Source organism: Pseudomonas sp. FP1740 (assembly GCF_030687165.1).
In the GTDB taxonomy this organism is placed as follows: domain Bacteria; phylum Pseudomonadota; class Gammaproteobacteria; order Pseudomonadales; family Pseudomonadaceae; genus Aquipseudomonas.
The window spans coordinates 4,202,596-4,218,080 of the sequence record NZ_CP117461.1 but is presented as its reverse complement, the minus strand read 5'-3'; the positions used below and the strand labels follow the sequence as shown (position 1 = coordinate 4,218,080).

Below are 15,485 nucleotides of genomic sequence, written 5' to 3'. Positions count from 1 at the left end.
GACCGATCTTCATTTCACGCTTGTTCCAACTCCACCAAGGCACTGCCTTCGCTGACCATTTCGCCTTCCTGGCAATACAGCGTCTTGATCACCCCGGCGTGGGGCGCGCGAATGCTGTGCTCCATTTTCATCGCTTCCAGCACCACCAGTTGCGCCCCGGCTTCGACCGTTTGCCCGGCCTCCACCAACACCCGCACGATGCTGCCGTTCATGGGCGCGGTAAGCCCGCCCTGATGGCTGTGACTGGCTTCGACGGCACCGATCGGATCATACGACTCGATGCGGCGCAGCTCGCCGTCCCATTGCAGATACAGCGCATCGTCACGGCGGATGGCCCGGTGCTGGCGGCGCAAACCGCTGTGCTCGGTCAGCAGGTATTCACCTTTGAGCCGTGCGGTATGCATGTCGGCATTGCCCAGGGTCAGCGCCCGGTCTTGCCCTTCGCAACTCAAGTGCAGGGTGATTTCTGTCGGCAGCCCGGCACGGAAACCATTGTTGAAGGCCCACGGCGAACTCGGATCATCGGCGCGCAAAACAGCCGGCTGACTTTGCGCAAACGCCTGGGCCGCCGCTTGCCAGAACTCATCACTGAGCGGCGAAGGTGCTGGCAGCAGTTGCTCCTGATAACGCGGAATGAACCCGGTATCCAGTTCGGCGGCGGCAAACGCCGGGTGGCCGATGATCCGGTGCAGGAAGTTGATGTTGGTCTTCAGCCCGCCAATGGCAAACTCATCGAGCATGCTCAGCAATCGCAGCCGCGCCTGTTCACGGTCTTCACCCCAGGCAATCAGCTTGCCGAGCATCGGGTCGTAGAAGGGCGAAATCTCATCGCCTTCTTCGACGCCGCTGTCTACGCGACGCCCCGGCCCTTCGGCGGATTCGCGGTACAACGCCAGGCGCCCGGTGGCCGGCAGAAAATCGTTGCCCGGATCTTCGGCATACAACCGTACTTCGATCGCATGGCCGATCAGCGGCACCTGATCCTGTGTCATCGGTAGCGCTTCGCCGCGGGCTACACGAATCTGCCAGGCCACCAGATCGAGACCGGTGATCGCTTCGGTCACCGGGTGTTCGACTTGCAGGCGCGTGTTCATCTCCATGAAGAAGAACTCTCCGCGCACATCCAGCAAAAACTCCACGGTGCCGGCCCCGACGTAACCGATCGCCTGAGCCGAACGCACGGCGGCTTCACCCATGGCCCGACGCAGTTCCGGGCTCAGGCCTGGAGCGGGTGCTTCTTCGACGACTTTCTGATGCCGACGCTGAATCGAGCAGTCACGCTCGTTGAGGTACAGACAGTTGCCGTGCTGGTCGGCGAATACCTGGATTTCCACATGACGTGGCTTGAGCAGGTATTTCTCGACCAACATCCGCGAATCGCCGAACGACGATTGTGCTTCACGCTGCGCCGAGGCCAGGGCTTCGGCCAGTTGGCTGACGTCCTCGACCACTTTCATGCCTTTGCCGCCGCCGCCCGCGGTGGCCTTGAGCAGCACCGGATAACCGATGCGTTCGCAGGCGTCGCGGAAGGTGTCGAGGTCCTGGGCTTCGCCGTGGTAACCGGGCACCAGCGGCACACCGGCGGTTTCCATCAAGGCTTTGGCGGCGGACTTGCTGCCCATGGCGTCGATGGCCGAGGCGGGCGGGCCGAGGAAGATCAGGCCAGCCGCCTCGATCGCCCGGGCGAACCCGGCGTTTTCCGAGAGAAAACCATAACCGGGATGAATCGCCTGAGCACCGCTGGCCTTGGCGGCGGCGATCAGTTTGTCGATTTGCAGGTAGCTGTCGGCGGCTTTGCTGCCGCCCAGGTCGACGCGGATATCCGCTTCGCGGCTGTGTCGGGCGTCACGGTCGGTGGCGCTGTGCACGGCCACGGTGGTCAGGCCCAGAGCCTTGGCGGTGCGCATCACCCGGCAGGCGATTTCGCCACGGTTGGCCACCAGCAGGGTGGTGAGAACAGGTGCGCTCATCAACGCGGCTCCTTGAGAGTGGTTTCGGCTTGCCAGGTGGGCGAGCGTTTTTGCAGGAAGGCGCGCAAGCCTTCCTGGCCTTCGGGGCTGACGCGGATTCGGGCGATGGCGTTCTCGGTGTAGCGCCGCAGCGCCGGGGTCAGCGCGCCGTTGCCGACTTCGCGCAGCAGATCCTTGCTGGCGCGCATGGCTGCCGGGCTATTGAGCAGCAAATTGTCGATCCACTGATCGACTTTCTGCTCCAGCTCAGCCATCGGATAGCTCTCCGACAACAAGCCGATTTCCCGCGCCCGTTGCCCGCCGAAACGTTCGGCAGTCAAGGCATAACGCCGCGCCGCGCGCTCGCCGATGGCTTGCACCACGAACGGGCTGATCACTGCCGGTGCCAGGCCGATGCGCACTTCCGACAGGCAGAACTGTGCATCATCGGCGCCAATCGCCATGTCGCAGCAACTGATCAGGCCCAGCGCGCCGCCGAATGCCGCGCCTTGCACCACGGCCAGTGTCGGGACTTTCAGCTTGGCGAGGTTGTACATCAGCTCCGCCAGTTCCCGGGCGTCATCAAGGTTGGTGTGGTAATCGAGTTCGGCCGATTGCTGCATCCAGGCCAGATCGGCACCGGCGCTGAAATGCTTGCCGCGCCCACGGATCAGCAGAAAACGCAGGCTGGCATCGCCCGATACTTTGTCCAGCGCGAGGATCAGTTCGCGGATCATTTCGGCGTTGAACGCGTTGTTCTTTTCTTCTCGGCTGAGCCACAGGGTGGCAAAACCACGGGGATCGGTCTGCAGCTCGAGGGTGTTGAAGTCGCTCATGGTTTTCTCCAGATCACATCCGGAACACGCCGAAGCGGCTCGGTTCGATGGGTGCGTTCAGCGACGCCGACAAGGCCAGGGCCAACACGTCGCGGGTCTGCGCCGGGTCAATGACACCGTCGTCCCATAGCCGGGCGCTGGAGTAGTAGGGGTGACCCTGTTCTTCGTACTGATCGAGGATCGGTTGCTTGATCTCGGCTTCCTGCTCGGCGCTGAAACGATGCCCGCTGCGCTCGGTTTGCTCGCGCTTGACCTGCACCAGCACACCCGCCGCCTGTTCGGCGCCCATCACGCCGATTCGCGCGTTCGGCCACATCCACAGGAAGCGTGGATCGTAGGCCCGGCCACACATGCCGTAGTTACCGGCCCCGAAGCTGCCGCCGATGATCACGGTGAATTTCGGCACCTTGGCACACGCCACGGCGGTCACCAATTTCGCGCCGTGCTTGGCGATGCCGCCGGCCTCGTATTTCTGGCCGACCATGAACCCGGTGATGTTCTGCAGGAACAGCAACGGAATGCCGCGCTGGCAGGCCAGTTCGATAAAGTGCGCGCCTTTCTGTGCGGCTTCGGCGAAGAGGATGCCGTTGTTGGCGAGGATCGCAATCGGGTAGCCGTGCAGGTGGGCGAAGCCGCACACCAAAGTCGTCCCGAACAGCGCCTTGAACTCATCGAACACCGAGCCGTCCACCAGTCGTGAGATCACTTCGCGCACATCGAACGGTTGCTTGGCGTCGGCCGAGACCACGCCGTACAACTCGTCGCTGCCATACAGCGGCGCGATCGGCGTACGTTGTTGCAGTTCGCCGAGCTTGCGCCAGTTGAGGTTGGCCACGCTGCGCCGGGCCAATGCCAGGGCATGTTCATCACTTTCGGCGTAGTGGTCGGCGACCCCGGAAATCTTGCAGTGCACATCGGCCCCGCCGAGGTCTTCGGCGCTGACCACTTCACCAGTCGCGGCTTTCACCAGCGGTGGGCCGGCGAGGAAAATCGTGGCCTGCTGACGCACCATGATCGCCTCGTCGGCCATCGCCGGAACGTAGGCGCCCCCGGCGGTGCAAGAGCCCATGACCACCGCAATTTGCGGAATGCCCATGGCACTCATGTTGGCCTGGTTGAAGAAGATCCGCCCGAAGTGTTCGCGGTCCGGGAACACTTCATCCTGGCGCGGCAGGTTGGCGCCACCGGAGTCCACCAGATAAATGCACGGCAGGCGATTCTGCTGGGCGATGGTTTGCGCACGCAGGTGTTTTTTAACGGTCAGCGGGTAGTACGAGCCACCTTTCACGGTGGCATCGTTGGCGACGATCATGCATTCGACGCCTTCCACCCGGCCGATCCCGGCAATCACGCCAGCGGCGGGAACGTCTTCGCCATAGACCGCGTAGGCTGCCAGTTGGCTGATCTCGAGAAACGGCGATCCCGGATCGAGCAGGCGATTGATCCGCTCACGGGGCAGCAGTTTGCCCCGCGATGTGTGACGTTCTTGCGCCTTCGGGCCACCACCTTGCTGCACTTGCGCGAGCAGGCTGTGCAGGGCGTCGACCTGTTTGAGCATCGCCGCGCTGTTAGCCGCGAACTCCGCTGAACGGGGGTTGAGCTGGGTATGCAGGATAGCCATGGACAGCTCCGTTTAGCGGGTTTCGTTGAACAGTTCGCGACCGATCAGCATGCGACGGATCTCACTGGTGCCGGCGCCGATTTCGTACAGCTTGGCGTCACGCAGCAGACGACCGGCCGGGAATTCGTTGATGTAGCCGTTGCCGCCAAGAATCTGGATCGCGTCGAGGGCCATTTGCGTGGCGCGCTCGGCACTATAGAGGATCACCCCGGCAGCGTCCTTGCGAGTGGTTTCGCCACGTTCGCAGGCCTGGGCCACGGCATACAGGTAGGCGCGGCTGGCGTTGAGTTGGGTGTACATGTCGGCGACTTTGCCCTGGATCAGCTGGAATTCGCCGATGCTCTGGCCGAACTGTTTGCGGTCATGGATGTACGGCACGATCAGGTCCATGCAGGCCTGCATGATCCCGGTCGGGCCGCCGGAAAGCACCACGCGCTCGTAGTCGAGGCCGCTCATCAGCACTTTCACCCCGCCGTTGAGCACGCCGAGGATGTTTTCTTCCGGCACTTCGACGTCATCGAAGAACAGCTCGCAGGTGTTCGAGCCGCGCATGCCGAGCTTGTCGAATTTGTTGCTGCGGCTGAAGCCTTTCCAGTCTCGTTCGACGATGAATGCGGTGATGCCGTGGGGGCCTTTTTCCAGATCGGTCTTGGCGTAGATCACGTAGGTGTTGGCGTCAGGACCGTTGGTGATCCAGGTCTTGCTGCCGTTGAGTACGTAGTGATCGCCGCGTTTGTCGGCGCGCAGCTTCATCGAGACCACGTCGGAACCGGCGTTCGGCTCGCTCATGGCCAGGGCGCCGATGTGCTCGCCGCTGATCAGTTTCGGCAGGTATTTGCTTTTCTGTTCGTGAGTGCCGTTGCGGTTGATCTGGTTGACGCAGAGGTTGGAGTGCGCACCGTAGGACAGGGCGACCGACGCCGAACCACGGCTGATTTCTTCCATGGCGACCACGTGCGCCAGATAACCCAGGCCGGCGCCGCCGTACTCTTCCGGCACGGTGATGCCCAGCAGGCCCATGTCGCCGAATTTACGCCACAGGTCGGCCGGGAACAGGTTGTCGATGTCGATCTGAGCGGCGCGCGGGGCGATCTCTTTGGCGACGAAGGACTGAACCTGATCGCGCAGCATGTCGATGGTTTCACCGAGGGCAAAGTTCAGGGATGGGTAGCTCATGGGGCACCTTTTGGCTTTTTTGTAGGGTGGGGAGGGCAGTGATTCAGCTCTCACCTTTACGTTAACGTAAGCCTGTGACGAATGGCTGTCAATCACCCTTTACGTTAACGTCAACTTGAGCGAGAGTAGAGCCAGTTCTGAAAGACTGTGGCGAGGGGGCTTGCCCCCGTTCGAGTGCGCAGCGCTCGCAGATCTTGGGTCCGCTGCGCGGCCCAACGGGGGCAGCCCCCTCGCCACACAAGCCGGCTCTAAAGGTCGCCGGTACAGCCCATTAATAAAGACAATAGGGGTCGTCATGGATCAACCCAGTGCAAGCCCGCAGCGCAGCTATACCCGTGGTTCCCAGGACAAAACCTTGCTGGCGATGACCATCGGCCAGGCGTTTGATAACACCGTCGCGCAATACCCGAACGGGGAGGCGCTGGTCGTGCGCCACCAACAGCTGCGTTACACCTGGCAGCAGCTGTCGGATGCTGTTGATCTACACGCCAGAGCATTCCTGGCGCTGGGTTTGCAAACCGGTGACCGGCTCGGCATCTGGGCCCCGAACTGCGCCCAGTGGTGCATCAGCCAGTTCGCCAGTGCGAAAATCGGCGTGATCCTGGTCAACATCAACCCGGCTTATCGCAGTTCGGAACTCGAATACGTATTGAAGCAATCCGGCTGCCAATGGCTGGTTTGCGCCGGGGCCTTCAAGACCTCCGACTATCACGGCATGCTGCAAGGGTTGGTGCCGGAATTGGCGGAGCAATCCATCGGCCGCTTGCAGAGCGAACGCCTGCCGGAACTGCGTGGGGTCATCAGCCTGGATGCGCAGCCACCCTCGGGTTTCCTGCCGTGGTCGCAATTGGCCGATCTGGCGGCCAGTGTGTCGATCGAGCCATTGCACGAACGCCAGGACAGCCTGCATTTCGACCAGGCAGTGAACATCCAGTACACCTCCGGCACCACCGGTTTCCCCAAGGGCGCGACCCTCAGCCACTACAACATCCTCAACAACGGTTACATGGTCGGCGAAAGCCTCGGCCTGACCGCCGATGATCGGCTGGTGATTCCGGTGCCGCTGTATCACTGCTTCGGCATGGTCATGGGCAACCTCGGCTGCGTCACCCACGGCAGCACCATGATTTACCCCAACGATGCCTTCGATCCGCTGTTGACCCTGACCACCGTCGCCGAAGAAAAAGCCACCGCGCTTTATGGCGTGCCGACCATGTTCATCGCCCTGCTCGATCAGCCCAAACGCGCCGAATTTGATTTGTCGAGCCTGCGCACCGGGATCATGGCCGGGGCGACGTGTCCGATCGAGGTGATGCGTCGGGTTATCAGCGAAATGCACATGAGCGAAGTGCAGATTGCCTACGGCATGACGGAAACCAGCCCCGTGTCTTTGCAGACCGGTCCGTCGGACGACCTGGAATTGCGCGTCACCACGGTCGGCCGCACCCAGCCGCAACTGGAAAGCAAGATCATCGACGAGGCGGGCAATCTGGTGCCACGCGGCACCATTGGCGAACTGTGCACTCGGGGTTACAGCGTAATGCTCGGCTACTGGAATAACCCGCAAGCCACCGCCGAGGCTATCGATGACGCTGACTGGATGCACACCGGCGATCTGGCGAGCATGAACGACGAAGGCTACGTGTGCATCGCCGGGCGTAACAAGGACATGATCATTCGCGGCGGTGAGAATATTTACCCAAGGGAACTGGAAGAGTTCTTCTTCACCCACCCGGCGGTTGCCGATGTGCAGGTGATCGGCATTCCTTGCTCCCGGTATGGCGAAGAGATTGTCGCCTGGATCAAATTCCATCCCGGCCACAGCGCTACCGAGCAGGAACTGCAAGCCTGGTGCAAGGAGCGTATCGCGCACTTCAAGACGCCGCGTTACTTCAAGTTCGTCGAGGAGTTTCCGATGACCGTGACCGGCAAGATCCAGAAGTTTCGGATGCGCGAGATCAGCATCGAGGAGCTACGCAGCAAAAACGCCTGACACATAACCAGTGTGGGAGCGAGCAAGCCTGCTTCCACATGTGGGTCGAGAAAAATAGAAAAGCAGGAAAGCACAAAGGGGAGCCGAAGCTCCCCTTTAATTTTGTCGTTACGTGCTCTTTTTTTATTATTGAGGGGCGGTCTGTTGTTGTTTTTGGCAACCGTGGCCCTTTACCGCTGTTTTTGTCGATCCCCATCCGGGATCAAGAGCAAACGTATTTTTTTGAGCGCTGATCTACTTTTTCGCCAAGCGATCCAACCAGTTCGGGAGCTACCTGAAGGTAGTTTTATTGTTCTCTGCCCGGTTGCGGGTTACTCCGAAAAGCACCCTGAAAAGTACACCTTCTCCAAAAAAATCTGTTAGCTGCGTCTCTGCCGTGTTGTTCTTGTTATGTCAGAGTCGTTACGTCTTATTTTTATTGGTTTGCAGCTTTTTATTCTTGTTATGCCATAGAGATAGCAGAAGCCGTGCCAACTTTGAAAAATCCTTTAAAATCAATGATTTGATTTTTTTGAGATTTTTTCATCCGTACCAAACCTGACAATTTGTTTCCGTGTTACTCGTTTCCGCCCCACGTTCCAGAACACGCGGTAACACCCGGACACATCCACATTGTCACTGTGCGCTGCGGGCCTTGGCCACGCGAGAACCGGTAGGGCGCCCCAGCACCGCGCAAATCTGCTGGCCGGCGCGAATCAAGGCGTCCAGGTCGATCCCGGTCTCGATGCCCAGGCCGTTGAGCAGGTAAACCACGTCTTCGGTGGCGACGTTACCGCTGGCGCCCTTGGCGTACGGGCAGCCGCCAAGGCCGGCGATGGAGCTGTCGAATACCGAAATGCCTTCCAGCAGGCTGGCGTAGATATTGGCCATGGCCTGGCCATAGGTGTCGTGGAAGTGCCCGGCCAGTTTTTCCCGTGGCACGTCGGCCGAAACCACTTCAAACATCTTGCGGGTCGCGCCAGCGGTGCCGGTGCCGATGGTGTCTCCCAGCGAAACCTCGTAGCAGCCCATGGCATAGAGCTCGCGAGCGACCCGGGCGACTTGCGCAGGCTTGACATCACCCTCGTAAGGGCAGCCCAGCACACAGGACACGTAACCGCGCACGCTGACGCCGTGTTGTTTGGCCGCGTCCATGATAGGCACGAAGCGCTCCAGGCTTTCGCTGATCGAGCAATTGATATTGCGCTGGGAGAACGCTTCGGACGCTGCGGCGAACACGGCGACTTCCTTGACCCCAGCGGCGATAGCGTCTTCAAAGCCCCGCAGGTTGGGGGCGAGGGCGCCATAGGTCACCCCTGGTTTGCGCTGGATCTGCGCGAAGACCTCGGCGGAACCGGCCATTTGCGGCACCCATTTGGGCGAGACGAAACTGCCGACTTCTATATAGCCGAGGCCAGCGGCGGTGAGCGCATCGACCAATTGCACCTTGTCCGCGACGCTGATGGGTTGGGCTTCGTTTTGCAGACCGTCGCGGGGGCCGACTTCGACCAGGCGTACGTGGGTGGGGAGGGACATGGGAATCGACCTGTGCTGATTGTCTGAATGCTGAGAGAACCCTGTGGGAGCGGGCTTGTGTAGGTCTACTGGACTGATTCCTGGCTCTTGATCGTTTGCTCCAGCGCCTGGGTGCAGCGCTCTTCGGCCGTGTCGAGTTCCAGCTTCATTTGTTCGATGTCCAGCAGTTGCTGCTCGAGTTGTTCCCGACGCTCGGCAATTTTCGCCAGCATGCTGTGCAATTGCTTGGTGTTACCGCTGGAGGGGTCGTAGAGCTCGATCAGCTCGCGGCATTCGGCCAGGGAAAAACCAATGCGCTTGCCCCGCAGGATCAGCTTCAGGCTGACCTTGTCACGGGGCGAATAAATGCGTTCCTGACCGCGACGCTCGGGGCTGAGCAGGCCTTGCTCTTCATAGAAGCGAATGGCCCGGGTGGTGATGTCGAGCTCGCGGGCGAGGTCGGAAATGCTATAGGTCTGGCTGCTCATGGAAGCGCTCGAAAAAGGTCATGGCGCTAAGCTAATGTCAGGTTGACGTTTACGTCAAGGGGCATGGATCTTCGTTGGTATCACCGGCCTCTTCATCGCGGGCTTGCCCGCGAAGAACAATGACACGGATTAACGTCCTACACCTTATCCAGCTTCTTCTCGTGCGCCGTGACCTGCTGGCACAACTCGATCATCTGCTCGCGCATCCAGCGGTTGGCCGGGTCCTGGTCGGTGCTTTCGTGCCAGTAGAGGTGGGTTTCCACCGGCGGAACTTCTTTGACCGGCAGGTTCACCGAGTACAAATCATGGCGACGGGCGAAGCGTTCCGGCACGGTCATGACCATGTCGGTCTGCTGCAACACTTGGGACGCCATCAGGTAATGCTGGGAGCGCAGGGCGATCTTGCGCTGGATGCCCATTTTGCCCAGGGCCAGGTCGACATAGCCCAGGCCGCTGCGGCGGCTGGAGATATGGATGTGGGTCAGGGACAGGTAATCGTCGAGGGTGAATTTCTCTTTGCCCGCCAGCGGATGGCCCTTGCGCATGGCGCACACATAACGGTCTTCCATCAACTTGACGTGACGCACCTGCGGATCGGTGTTGAGCGGCGCATCCACCGCGAAATCCAGGCGCCCGGCCGCCAGTTCCTTGGTGGTTTCGCGGCGTTTGGACAGGAAACTTTCGATGATCACCGTCGGCGCCAGGCGGCGCAGGCGCTGGAACAATGGCGGCAGGATCACCGCTTCGGTGAGGTCGGTCATGCTGATGCGGTAGGTCTTGACCGCCTGCAACGGGTTGAAGATTCGGCTTTCCTGCACCGACACCCGCAGCAGGGAGAGGGCGTTGCGCACGGGGCCGATGATGTTCTGCGCCATCGGCGTCGGCACCATGCCCTGGGCGGTGCGCACGAAAAGCGGGTCGTTGAAGGTCTCGCGCAGGCGGGCCAGTGCGTTCGACACCGCCGGTTGAGTAATGCCGACGATCTGCCCGGCGCGGGTCAGGTTGGCTTCGGTGTAGATCGCGTCGAAGACGATGAAAAGGTTGAGGTCGACCTTGCTCAGATTCATGCGCTGCACTCTTGTTTTTAGGGGCGTCTTGATCGGACCCGAGGGCCTTGGCAATCAGCCGATCATATATCGGTGATGAATGTTAATACACGCCGAGAATAGGTTAGGTAAATTTTCGTAGCTGTTCTAGCATCGATTGCATGACCTGAACAACTCCTCTGAACCCCTGATTAAAAGGTAGAGCTGCCATGGATTTCGCTTATTCGCCCAAGGTCCAGGAACTGCGTGAGCGCGTGACTGCGTTCATGGACACCTACGTTTATCCCGCCGAAGCGGTGTTCGAACGCCAGGTCGCCGAGGGCGATCGCTGGCAGCCGACAGCAATCATGGAAGAGCTCAAGCTCAAGGCCAAGGCTGAAGGCCTGTGGAATTTGTTTCTGCCTGAGTCCGAACTCGGTGCCGGCCTGACCAACCTCGAATACGCGCCATTGGCGGAAATCATGGGCCGCTCGTTGCTGGGCCCTGAGCCGTTCAACTGCTCGGCGCCCGACACCGGCAACATGGAAGTGCTGGTGCGTTACGCCAACGAAGAGCAGAAGCAACGCTGGCTCGAACCGCTGTTGCGCGGCGAGATCCGTTCGGCGTTCGCCATGACCGAACCGGACGTGGCTTCGTCCGACGCCACCAACATGGCCGCCCGCGCTGTGCGTGATGGCGATGAATGGGTGATCGATGGCAAGAAATGGTGGACTTCGGGGGCTTGCGATCCGCGTTGCAAGATCCTGATCTTCATGGGCCTGAGCAATCCGGATGCGCCGCGCCATGCGCAGCACTCGATGATTCTGGTGCCGGTGGATACGCCTGGCGTGAAGATTGTGCGCCCGCTGCCGGTGTTCGGTTACGACGACGCACCTCACGGCCACGCCGAAGTGCTGTTCGAAAACGTCCGGGTGCCGTATGAAAACGTCCTGTTGGGCGAAGGACGCGGCTTCGAAATCGCCCAGGGTCGCCTCGGTCCGGGACGGATTCACCACTGCATGCGTTCGATCGGCATGGCTGAACGTGCGCTGGAGTTGATGTGCAAACGGGCGGTCAACCGCACCGCGTTCGGCAAACCGCTGGCGCGTCTGGGCGGCAACATCGACAAAATCGCCGATTCGCGGATGGAGATCGACATGGCGCGACTGCTGACGTTGAAAGCGGCGTACATGATGGACACCGTCGGCAACAAAGTGGCGAAGAGCGAGATCGCGCAGATCAAAGTGGTCGCGCCGAACGTGGCGTTACGGGTGATCGACCGGGCGATCCAGATCCATGGCGGGGCAGGGGTTTCCAATGATTTCCCGCTGGCCTACATGTATGCCATGCAACGCACCCTGCGCCTGGCCGACGGCCCGGACGAAGTGCACCGCGCGGCGATCGGCAAGTTCGAGATCGGCAAGTATGTGCCTAAAGAAATGATGCGCAGCGGGCACTGAGACCTGTGGCGAGGGGGCTTGCCCCCGTTCGGCTGCGCAGCAGTCGTAAATTGTACACCGCGTCTTTCCAGGAAAAATGCGGTGGCCGGTTTGAGGCCCGCTTCGCGGTCCAACGGGGGCAAGCCCCCTCGCCACGGTAGGCCCCCAAGCCACAATGTTTGGTGCTTACTTCAATACACCCAAACCTCAACCCGCCGATTCTTGATCCGCCCTTCATCCCCGCTGTTGGCCGCCACCGGCATCTCGGCGCCAAAACCGCGAATCTCGCGAAACACCACGCCGTTTTTCACCAGTTCTCGTCGCACTGCCATGGCCCGCAGCTTCGACAGCAGATCGGCCCGTGCCGGATCGCTCTTGGCATCGCCAAACCCCACCAGGGTCACCTGCCGATTGGTTTTGTCGTGCTGCTTTATATAGTCGAGCACCCGCGACAGGTCCTGGCGGGCCTTGTTGTCCAGCGTCGCGCTGCCTTCTTCGAAACGAAAATTCACCGTCAGCCGCTGGGCATGCCGACTGAGTGCCTGATAACCCTCGGGCATCAGCGCATTCGGTGTGACGGCCATGGCCTGAACGGTCTGCGCGATAAAACCATTGGCCGCGACAATCGCCTGGCCATTGCTGCTCTGGGCGAACTTCACCAGCGCCTTGGCCCAGGGATTTTTCCCGTTCGGCGGCAGGTAAAAGAACAGCCGACGGGACAGCGGGTAATCTTCCGTCGCGATCAGGCTATTGAGCGGCAGCATGGCCTGGGAGTCACCATCGACAATGGCCGCGGCTTTGGCCTGGCGCACATAAGGCAAACCGATGAAGCCGATGGCTTGCGGGTCCAGACTGACCGCGTCGGACAATTGCTCACTGGATTCGAAGCGTTTCGCGTTGCCGCTCAGCATTTTCCCACGCGGGCTGAGGACCAACTCCTTGAACGTGTCGTAGGTGCCCGATTGGTCATCCCGCGCGTAGAGATGAATCGTCCCACCGCTGCCGCCGAGTTCTTCCCAGGTTTTCGTTTCGCCGCTGAAGATTCGCGCCAGTTGCTCGGTGTTGAGCTGCTTCAGTGGATTGTACGGATGAAGGATGATGGCCAGCCCGTCGATGGCGATGACTTGTTCGGCAACCGGGCTTTTCAGGTCGCCCAGCGGTTCGAGATCCAGTCGTTCGCTGTCCTTGATCGGCCGTGACGAGGCCGCAAGATCGGCGGAGGCGATTTTCAGGGCTTTGAATCCGGTGCTGGAACCGTGGGCCGCTACCTCTACCTCGACTCGGCGGCCCTGAACGGTTTCGCCGACGATGCGTTGTTCGTTGGCCTTGTCCGGGGCTTCGCGGTGCACCTTGAGCAGGCCCTGTTCATGCATCAAACCCTCGACCAGCGCCGGCCCCAACGCCGCGCCAATGGTGTTGGAACCCTGGATGCGCAGCACCGGGCCACGTTCGGGTGTCGGCAAATCGCCGGCCGACACCGTCAACGGCAGCACGGCGCCGAGCAGCAGGAACAACACGCGCAGGGTCATGCCGGCACCTTAATAAGCCAAAGAAAGTGCCGGGAGAATAAGTCAGTAAGGTTTCTGAACGATGACAGTGATCGTTCCCACGCTCTGCGTGGCAACGCCGCCGGGGACGCTCCGCGTTCCGCTGTTGAATGTGACGCAGAGCGTCACGGGATGCATTCCGTTGCTGCGCGTGGGAACGATCAGATCAGCTCAACTCAAGCCAGATCGGCGCGTGATCGGAAGGCTTTTCCATTGCGCGCAGTTCGTAATCCACGCCCGCGTCCTTGACCCGGGGCAACAAACCGTTGGATGCCATGATCAGGTCAATCCGCAGCCCGCGCTTGGGCTCATCTTCAAAACCGCGGCTGCGGTAGTCGAACCAGCTGAAACGGTCGGCAACGTCCGGGTTCAGGTGACGGAAACTGTCCACCAGACCCCAGTTCTTCAGGCGGGCCATCCATTCGCGTTCTTCGGGCAGGAAGCTGCATTTGCCGGTTTTCAGCCAGCGTTTCATGTTGTCCGGGCCAATGCCAATGTCGCAGTCTTCCGGGGAAATGTTCACATCGCCCATCACCACGATCGGCTGGTCGTTGCTGAACTGGCTTTCCAGCAATTGCTGCAAATCGCTGTAGAAACGTTCCTTGGCCGGGAACTTGGTGGGGTGATCGCGACTTTCGCCCTGTGGGAAATAGCCGTTCATGATGGTTACCGGCACGCCATTGGCGTCGGCGAACGTGCCCCAGATAAAGCGACGTTGAGCGTCTTCTTCATCCGTGGCGAAACCTTTGTGCAGCGCAATCGGCTCCTGGCGCGAGAGCAGGGCCACGCCGTAGTGACTCTTCTGGCCGTGGAAATACACGTGATACCCCAGCGCCTGCACCTCGGCCAGGGGAAACTGGTCGTCGTGGACCTTGGTTTCCTGCAACCCGATCACGTCCGGTTGATGCTTTTCGATCAGCGCCGCCAGCTGATGCGGGCGAGCGCGCAGCCCGTTGATGTTGAAGGAGACGATCTTCATGGTCGGCAGTCCTGGCAAAAGTGCGATGCTAGCTGACATGTAGGAATGGGGCCAGCTTTGGGGTGAGGGGATTCGTTGTGTCCTGTCAGAGATGCGTTGGCGCGGGCAAGTCCAGTCGATGAAGCTCCTCGCTTGGTCTATACCTGTCTGGGGAACTGTGAAGCCACCCCAAGGCTCGTACCAAGAAGAGCGCGGCCATCTGAGCTGTGCCCCAGGGAGATCCGCCGTTATGCCCGAAACCTCGACCGCCATCGCCGATATTCACATGCTCGACAGCGGCTATTCCCGCGAAGCGCGTTCCCTGTTGTACCAGGCGTACCGGCACGAGCCGACGTTCGGCTACCTGTTCGAAGCCGAACGCCCCGGTTATGAACAGCGGGTCCGGGCGACGGTGCGCGAACTGATCAAACAACACTTTCTGCAGGATTTGCCGGCCATCGGCCTGTTGGTGAATGACCGCTTGATCGGCATCGCCCTGATCGCGCCGCCGCAACGCCGCCTGGGCATCACCGAAAGCTGGGCCTGGCGCCTGCGGATGGTGCTCAGCACCGGGTTTCGCTGTACCCGACGCTACCTCGATTACCACGCCGCCGTGATGGCCTGCGTGCCGTCCGATTCGGTGCACATCCTGCCGTTGCTGGGGGTTCACCCCCAATTCCAGGGCAAGTACTTTGGCGAACAATTGCTGCAAGCGGTGCACAACTGGTGCGCAGTCGATGAGCACTCCCAAGGCGTGATCCTCGACACCGGGAATCCTCGCTATCTGGAGTTCTATAAGCGTCAGGGCTATGAGGAAATCGGCGAAGTGGCCGTAGGACCGATCCGTGAGCACGTGTTTTTCCACGCCAACCCGCAGGTGTTACAAACAGCAACAGCGTAATCGCCGAACTTATGGGACAAGTCCGGCTCTATCAGGCTCCCAAGCTCGTGATAGCATC

Annotated in this window: 12 protein-coding genes; 3 read left to right on the top strand and 9 right to left on the bottom strand. The window is 60.6% G+C overall.

All coding sequences use genetic code 11. The features are described from left to right. Nucleotides 1-14 precede the first annotated feature (14 nt). From PSH69_RS18850 to PSH69_RS18835, 4 genes are read right to left on the bottom strand one after another with little or no spacing between them, the layout of a single operon-like run. Nucleotides 15-1,970 (bottom strand): acetyl/propionyl/methylcrotonyl-CoA carboxylase subunit alpha, encoded by a 1,956-nt coding sequence (locus PSH69_RS18850; RefSeq protein WP_305409414.1) that lies wholly within the window; start codon nt 1,968-1,970, stop codon nt 15-17. After that, complete coding sequence (locus PSH69_RS18845) at nt 1,970-2,785, bottom strand: gamma-carboxygeranoyl-CoA hydratase (protein ID WP_305409413.1); 816 nt, start codon at nt 2,783-2,785, stop codon at nt 1,970-1,972. Before PSH69_RS18845 ends, PSH69_RS18850 begins: the two co-directional genes overlap by 1 nt. Nucleotides 2,786-2,798: 13 nt before the next feature. Continuing rightward, the gene (locus tag PSH69_RS18840; RefSeq protein ID WP_305409412.1) at nt 2,799-4,406 is read right to left on the bottom strand and encodes a carboxyl transferase domain-containing protein; all 1,608 of its coding nucleotides are present in this window, start codon (nt 4,404-4,406) and stop codon (nt 2,799-2,801) included. A gap of 12 nt (nt 4,407-4,418) precedes the next feature. After that, complete coding sequence (locus PSH69_RS18835; protein ID WP_007940933.1) at nt 4,419-5,582, bottom strand: isovaleryl-CoA dehydrogenase; 1,164 nt, start codon at nt 5,580-5,582, stop codon at nt 4,419-4,421. A gap of 295 nt (nt 5,583-5,877) precedes the next feature. On the opposite strand from PSH69_RS18835, the gene PSH69_RS18830 reads away from it, so the two are divergent. Then, the gene (locus PSH69_RS18830) at nt 5,878-7,575 is read left to right on the top strand and encodes an AMP-binding protein (protein ID WP_305409411.1); all 1,698 of its coding nucleotides are present in this window, start codon (nt 5,878-5,880) and stop codon (nt 7,573-7,575) included. Between the two features lie 615 nt (nt 7,576-8,190). On the opposite strand, the gene PSH69_RS18825 is transcribed toward PSH69_RS18830, so the two are convergent. From PSH69_RS18825 to PSH69_RS18815, 3 genes are all read right to left on the bottom strand, one after another. After that, on the bottom strand, nt 8,191-9,090 hold the full coding sequence (locus tag PSH69_RS18825; protein WP_018925461.1) for a hydroxymethylglutaryl-CoA lyase: 900 nt from the start codon (nt 9,088-9,090) through the stop codon (nt 8,191-8,193). 65 nt (nt 9,091-9,155) lie between these two features. Continuing rightward, nucleotides 9,156-9,557 (bottom strand): MerR family DNA-binding transcriptional regulator, encoded by a 402-nt coding sequence (locus PSH69_RS18820; protein WP_038982455.1) that lies wholly within the window; start codon nt 9,555-9,557, stop codon nt 9,156-9,158. A gap of 137 nt (nt 9,558-9,694) precedes the next feature. Continuing rightward, the gene (locus tag PSH69_RS18815) at nt 9,695-10,624 is read right to left on the bottom strand and encodes a LysR family transcriptional regulator (protein WP_008068246.1); all 930 of its coding nucleotides are present in this window, start codon (nt 10,622-10,624) and stop codon (nt 9,695-9,697) included. Between the two features lie 188 nt (nt 10,625-10,812). On the opposite strand from PSH69_RS18815, the gene PSH69_RS18810 reads away from it, so the two are divergent. Beyond that, nucleotides 10,813-12,042 carry an acyl-CoA dehydrogenase gene (locus PSH69_RS18810; protein WP_305409410.1) on the top strand — a complete coding sequence of 410 codons (1,230 nt, stop codon included), beginning with the start codon at nt 10,813-10,815 and terminating at the stop codon, nt 12,040-12,042. A gap of 170 nt (nt 12,043-12,212) precedes the next feature. Here PSH69_RS18810 and PSH69_RS18805 read toward each other — a convergent pair whose 3' ends face one another. Both PSH69_RS18805 and xthA read right to left on the bottom strand, forming a co-directional pair. Beyond that, nucleotides 12,213-13,550: a phosphate ABC transporter substrate-binding/OmpA family protein gene (locus tag PSH69_RS18805; RefSeq protein WP_305409409.1), complete on the bottom strand. Its 1,338-nt coding sequence runs from the start codon at nt 13,548-13,550 to the stop codon at nt 12,213-12,215. A gap of 184 nt (nt 13,551-13,734) precedes the next feature. Further along, a complete protein-coding gene (gene xthA / locus PSH69_RS18800) occupies nt 13,735-14,547 on the bottom strand; it encodes an exodeoxyribonuclease III (RefSeq protein ID WP_305409408.1) in 813 nt (270 codons plus the stop codon). A gap of 229 nt (nt 14,548-14,776) precedes the next feature. Here xthA and PSH69_RS18795 point away from each other — a divergent pair, with 229 nt between their 5' ends. Continuing rightward, complete coding sequence (locus PSH69_RS18795) at nt 14,777-15,427, top strand: N-acetyltransferase (protein WP_305409407.1); 651 nt, start codon at nt 14,777-14,779, stop codon at nt 15,425-15,427. The last annotated feature ends 58 nt before the right edge of the window (nt 15,428-15,485 follow it).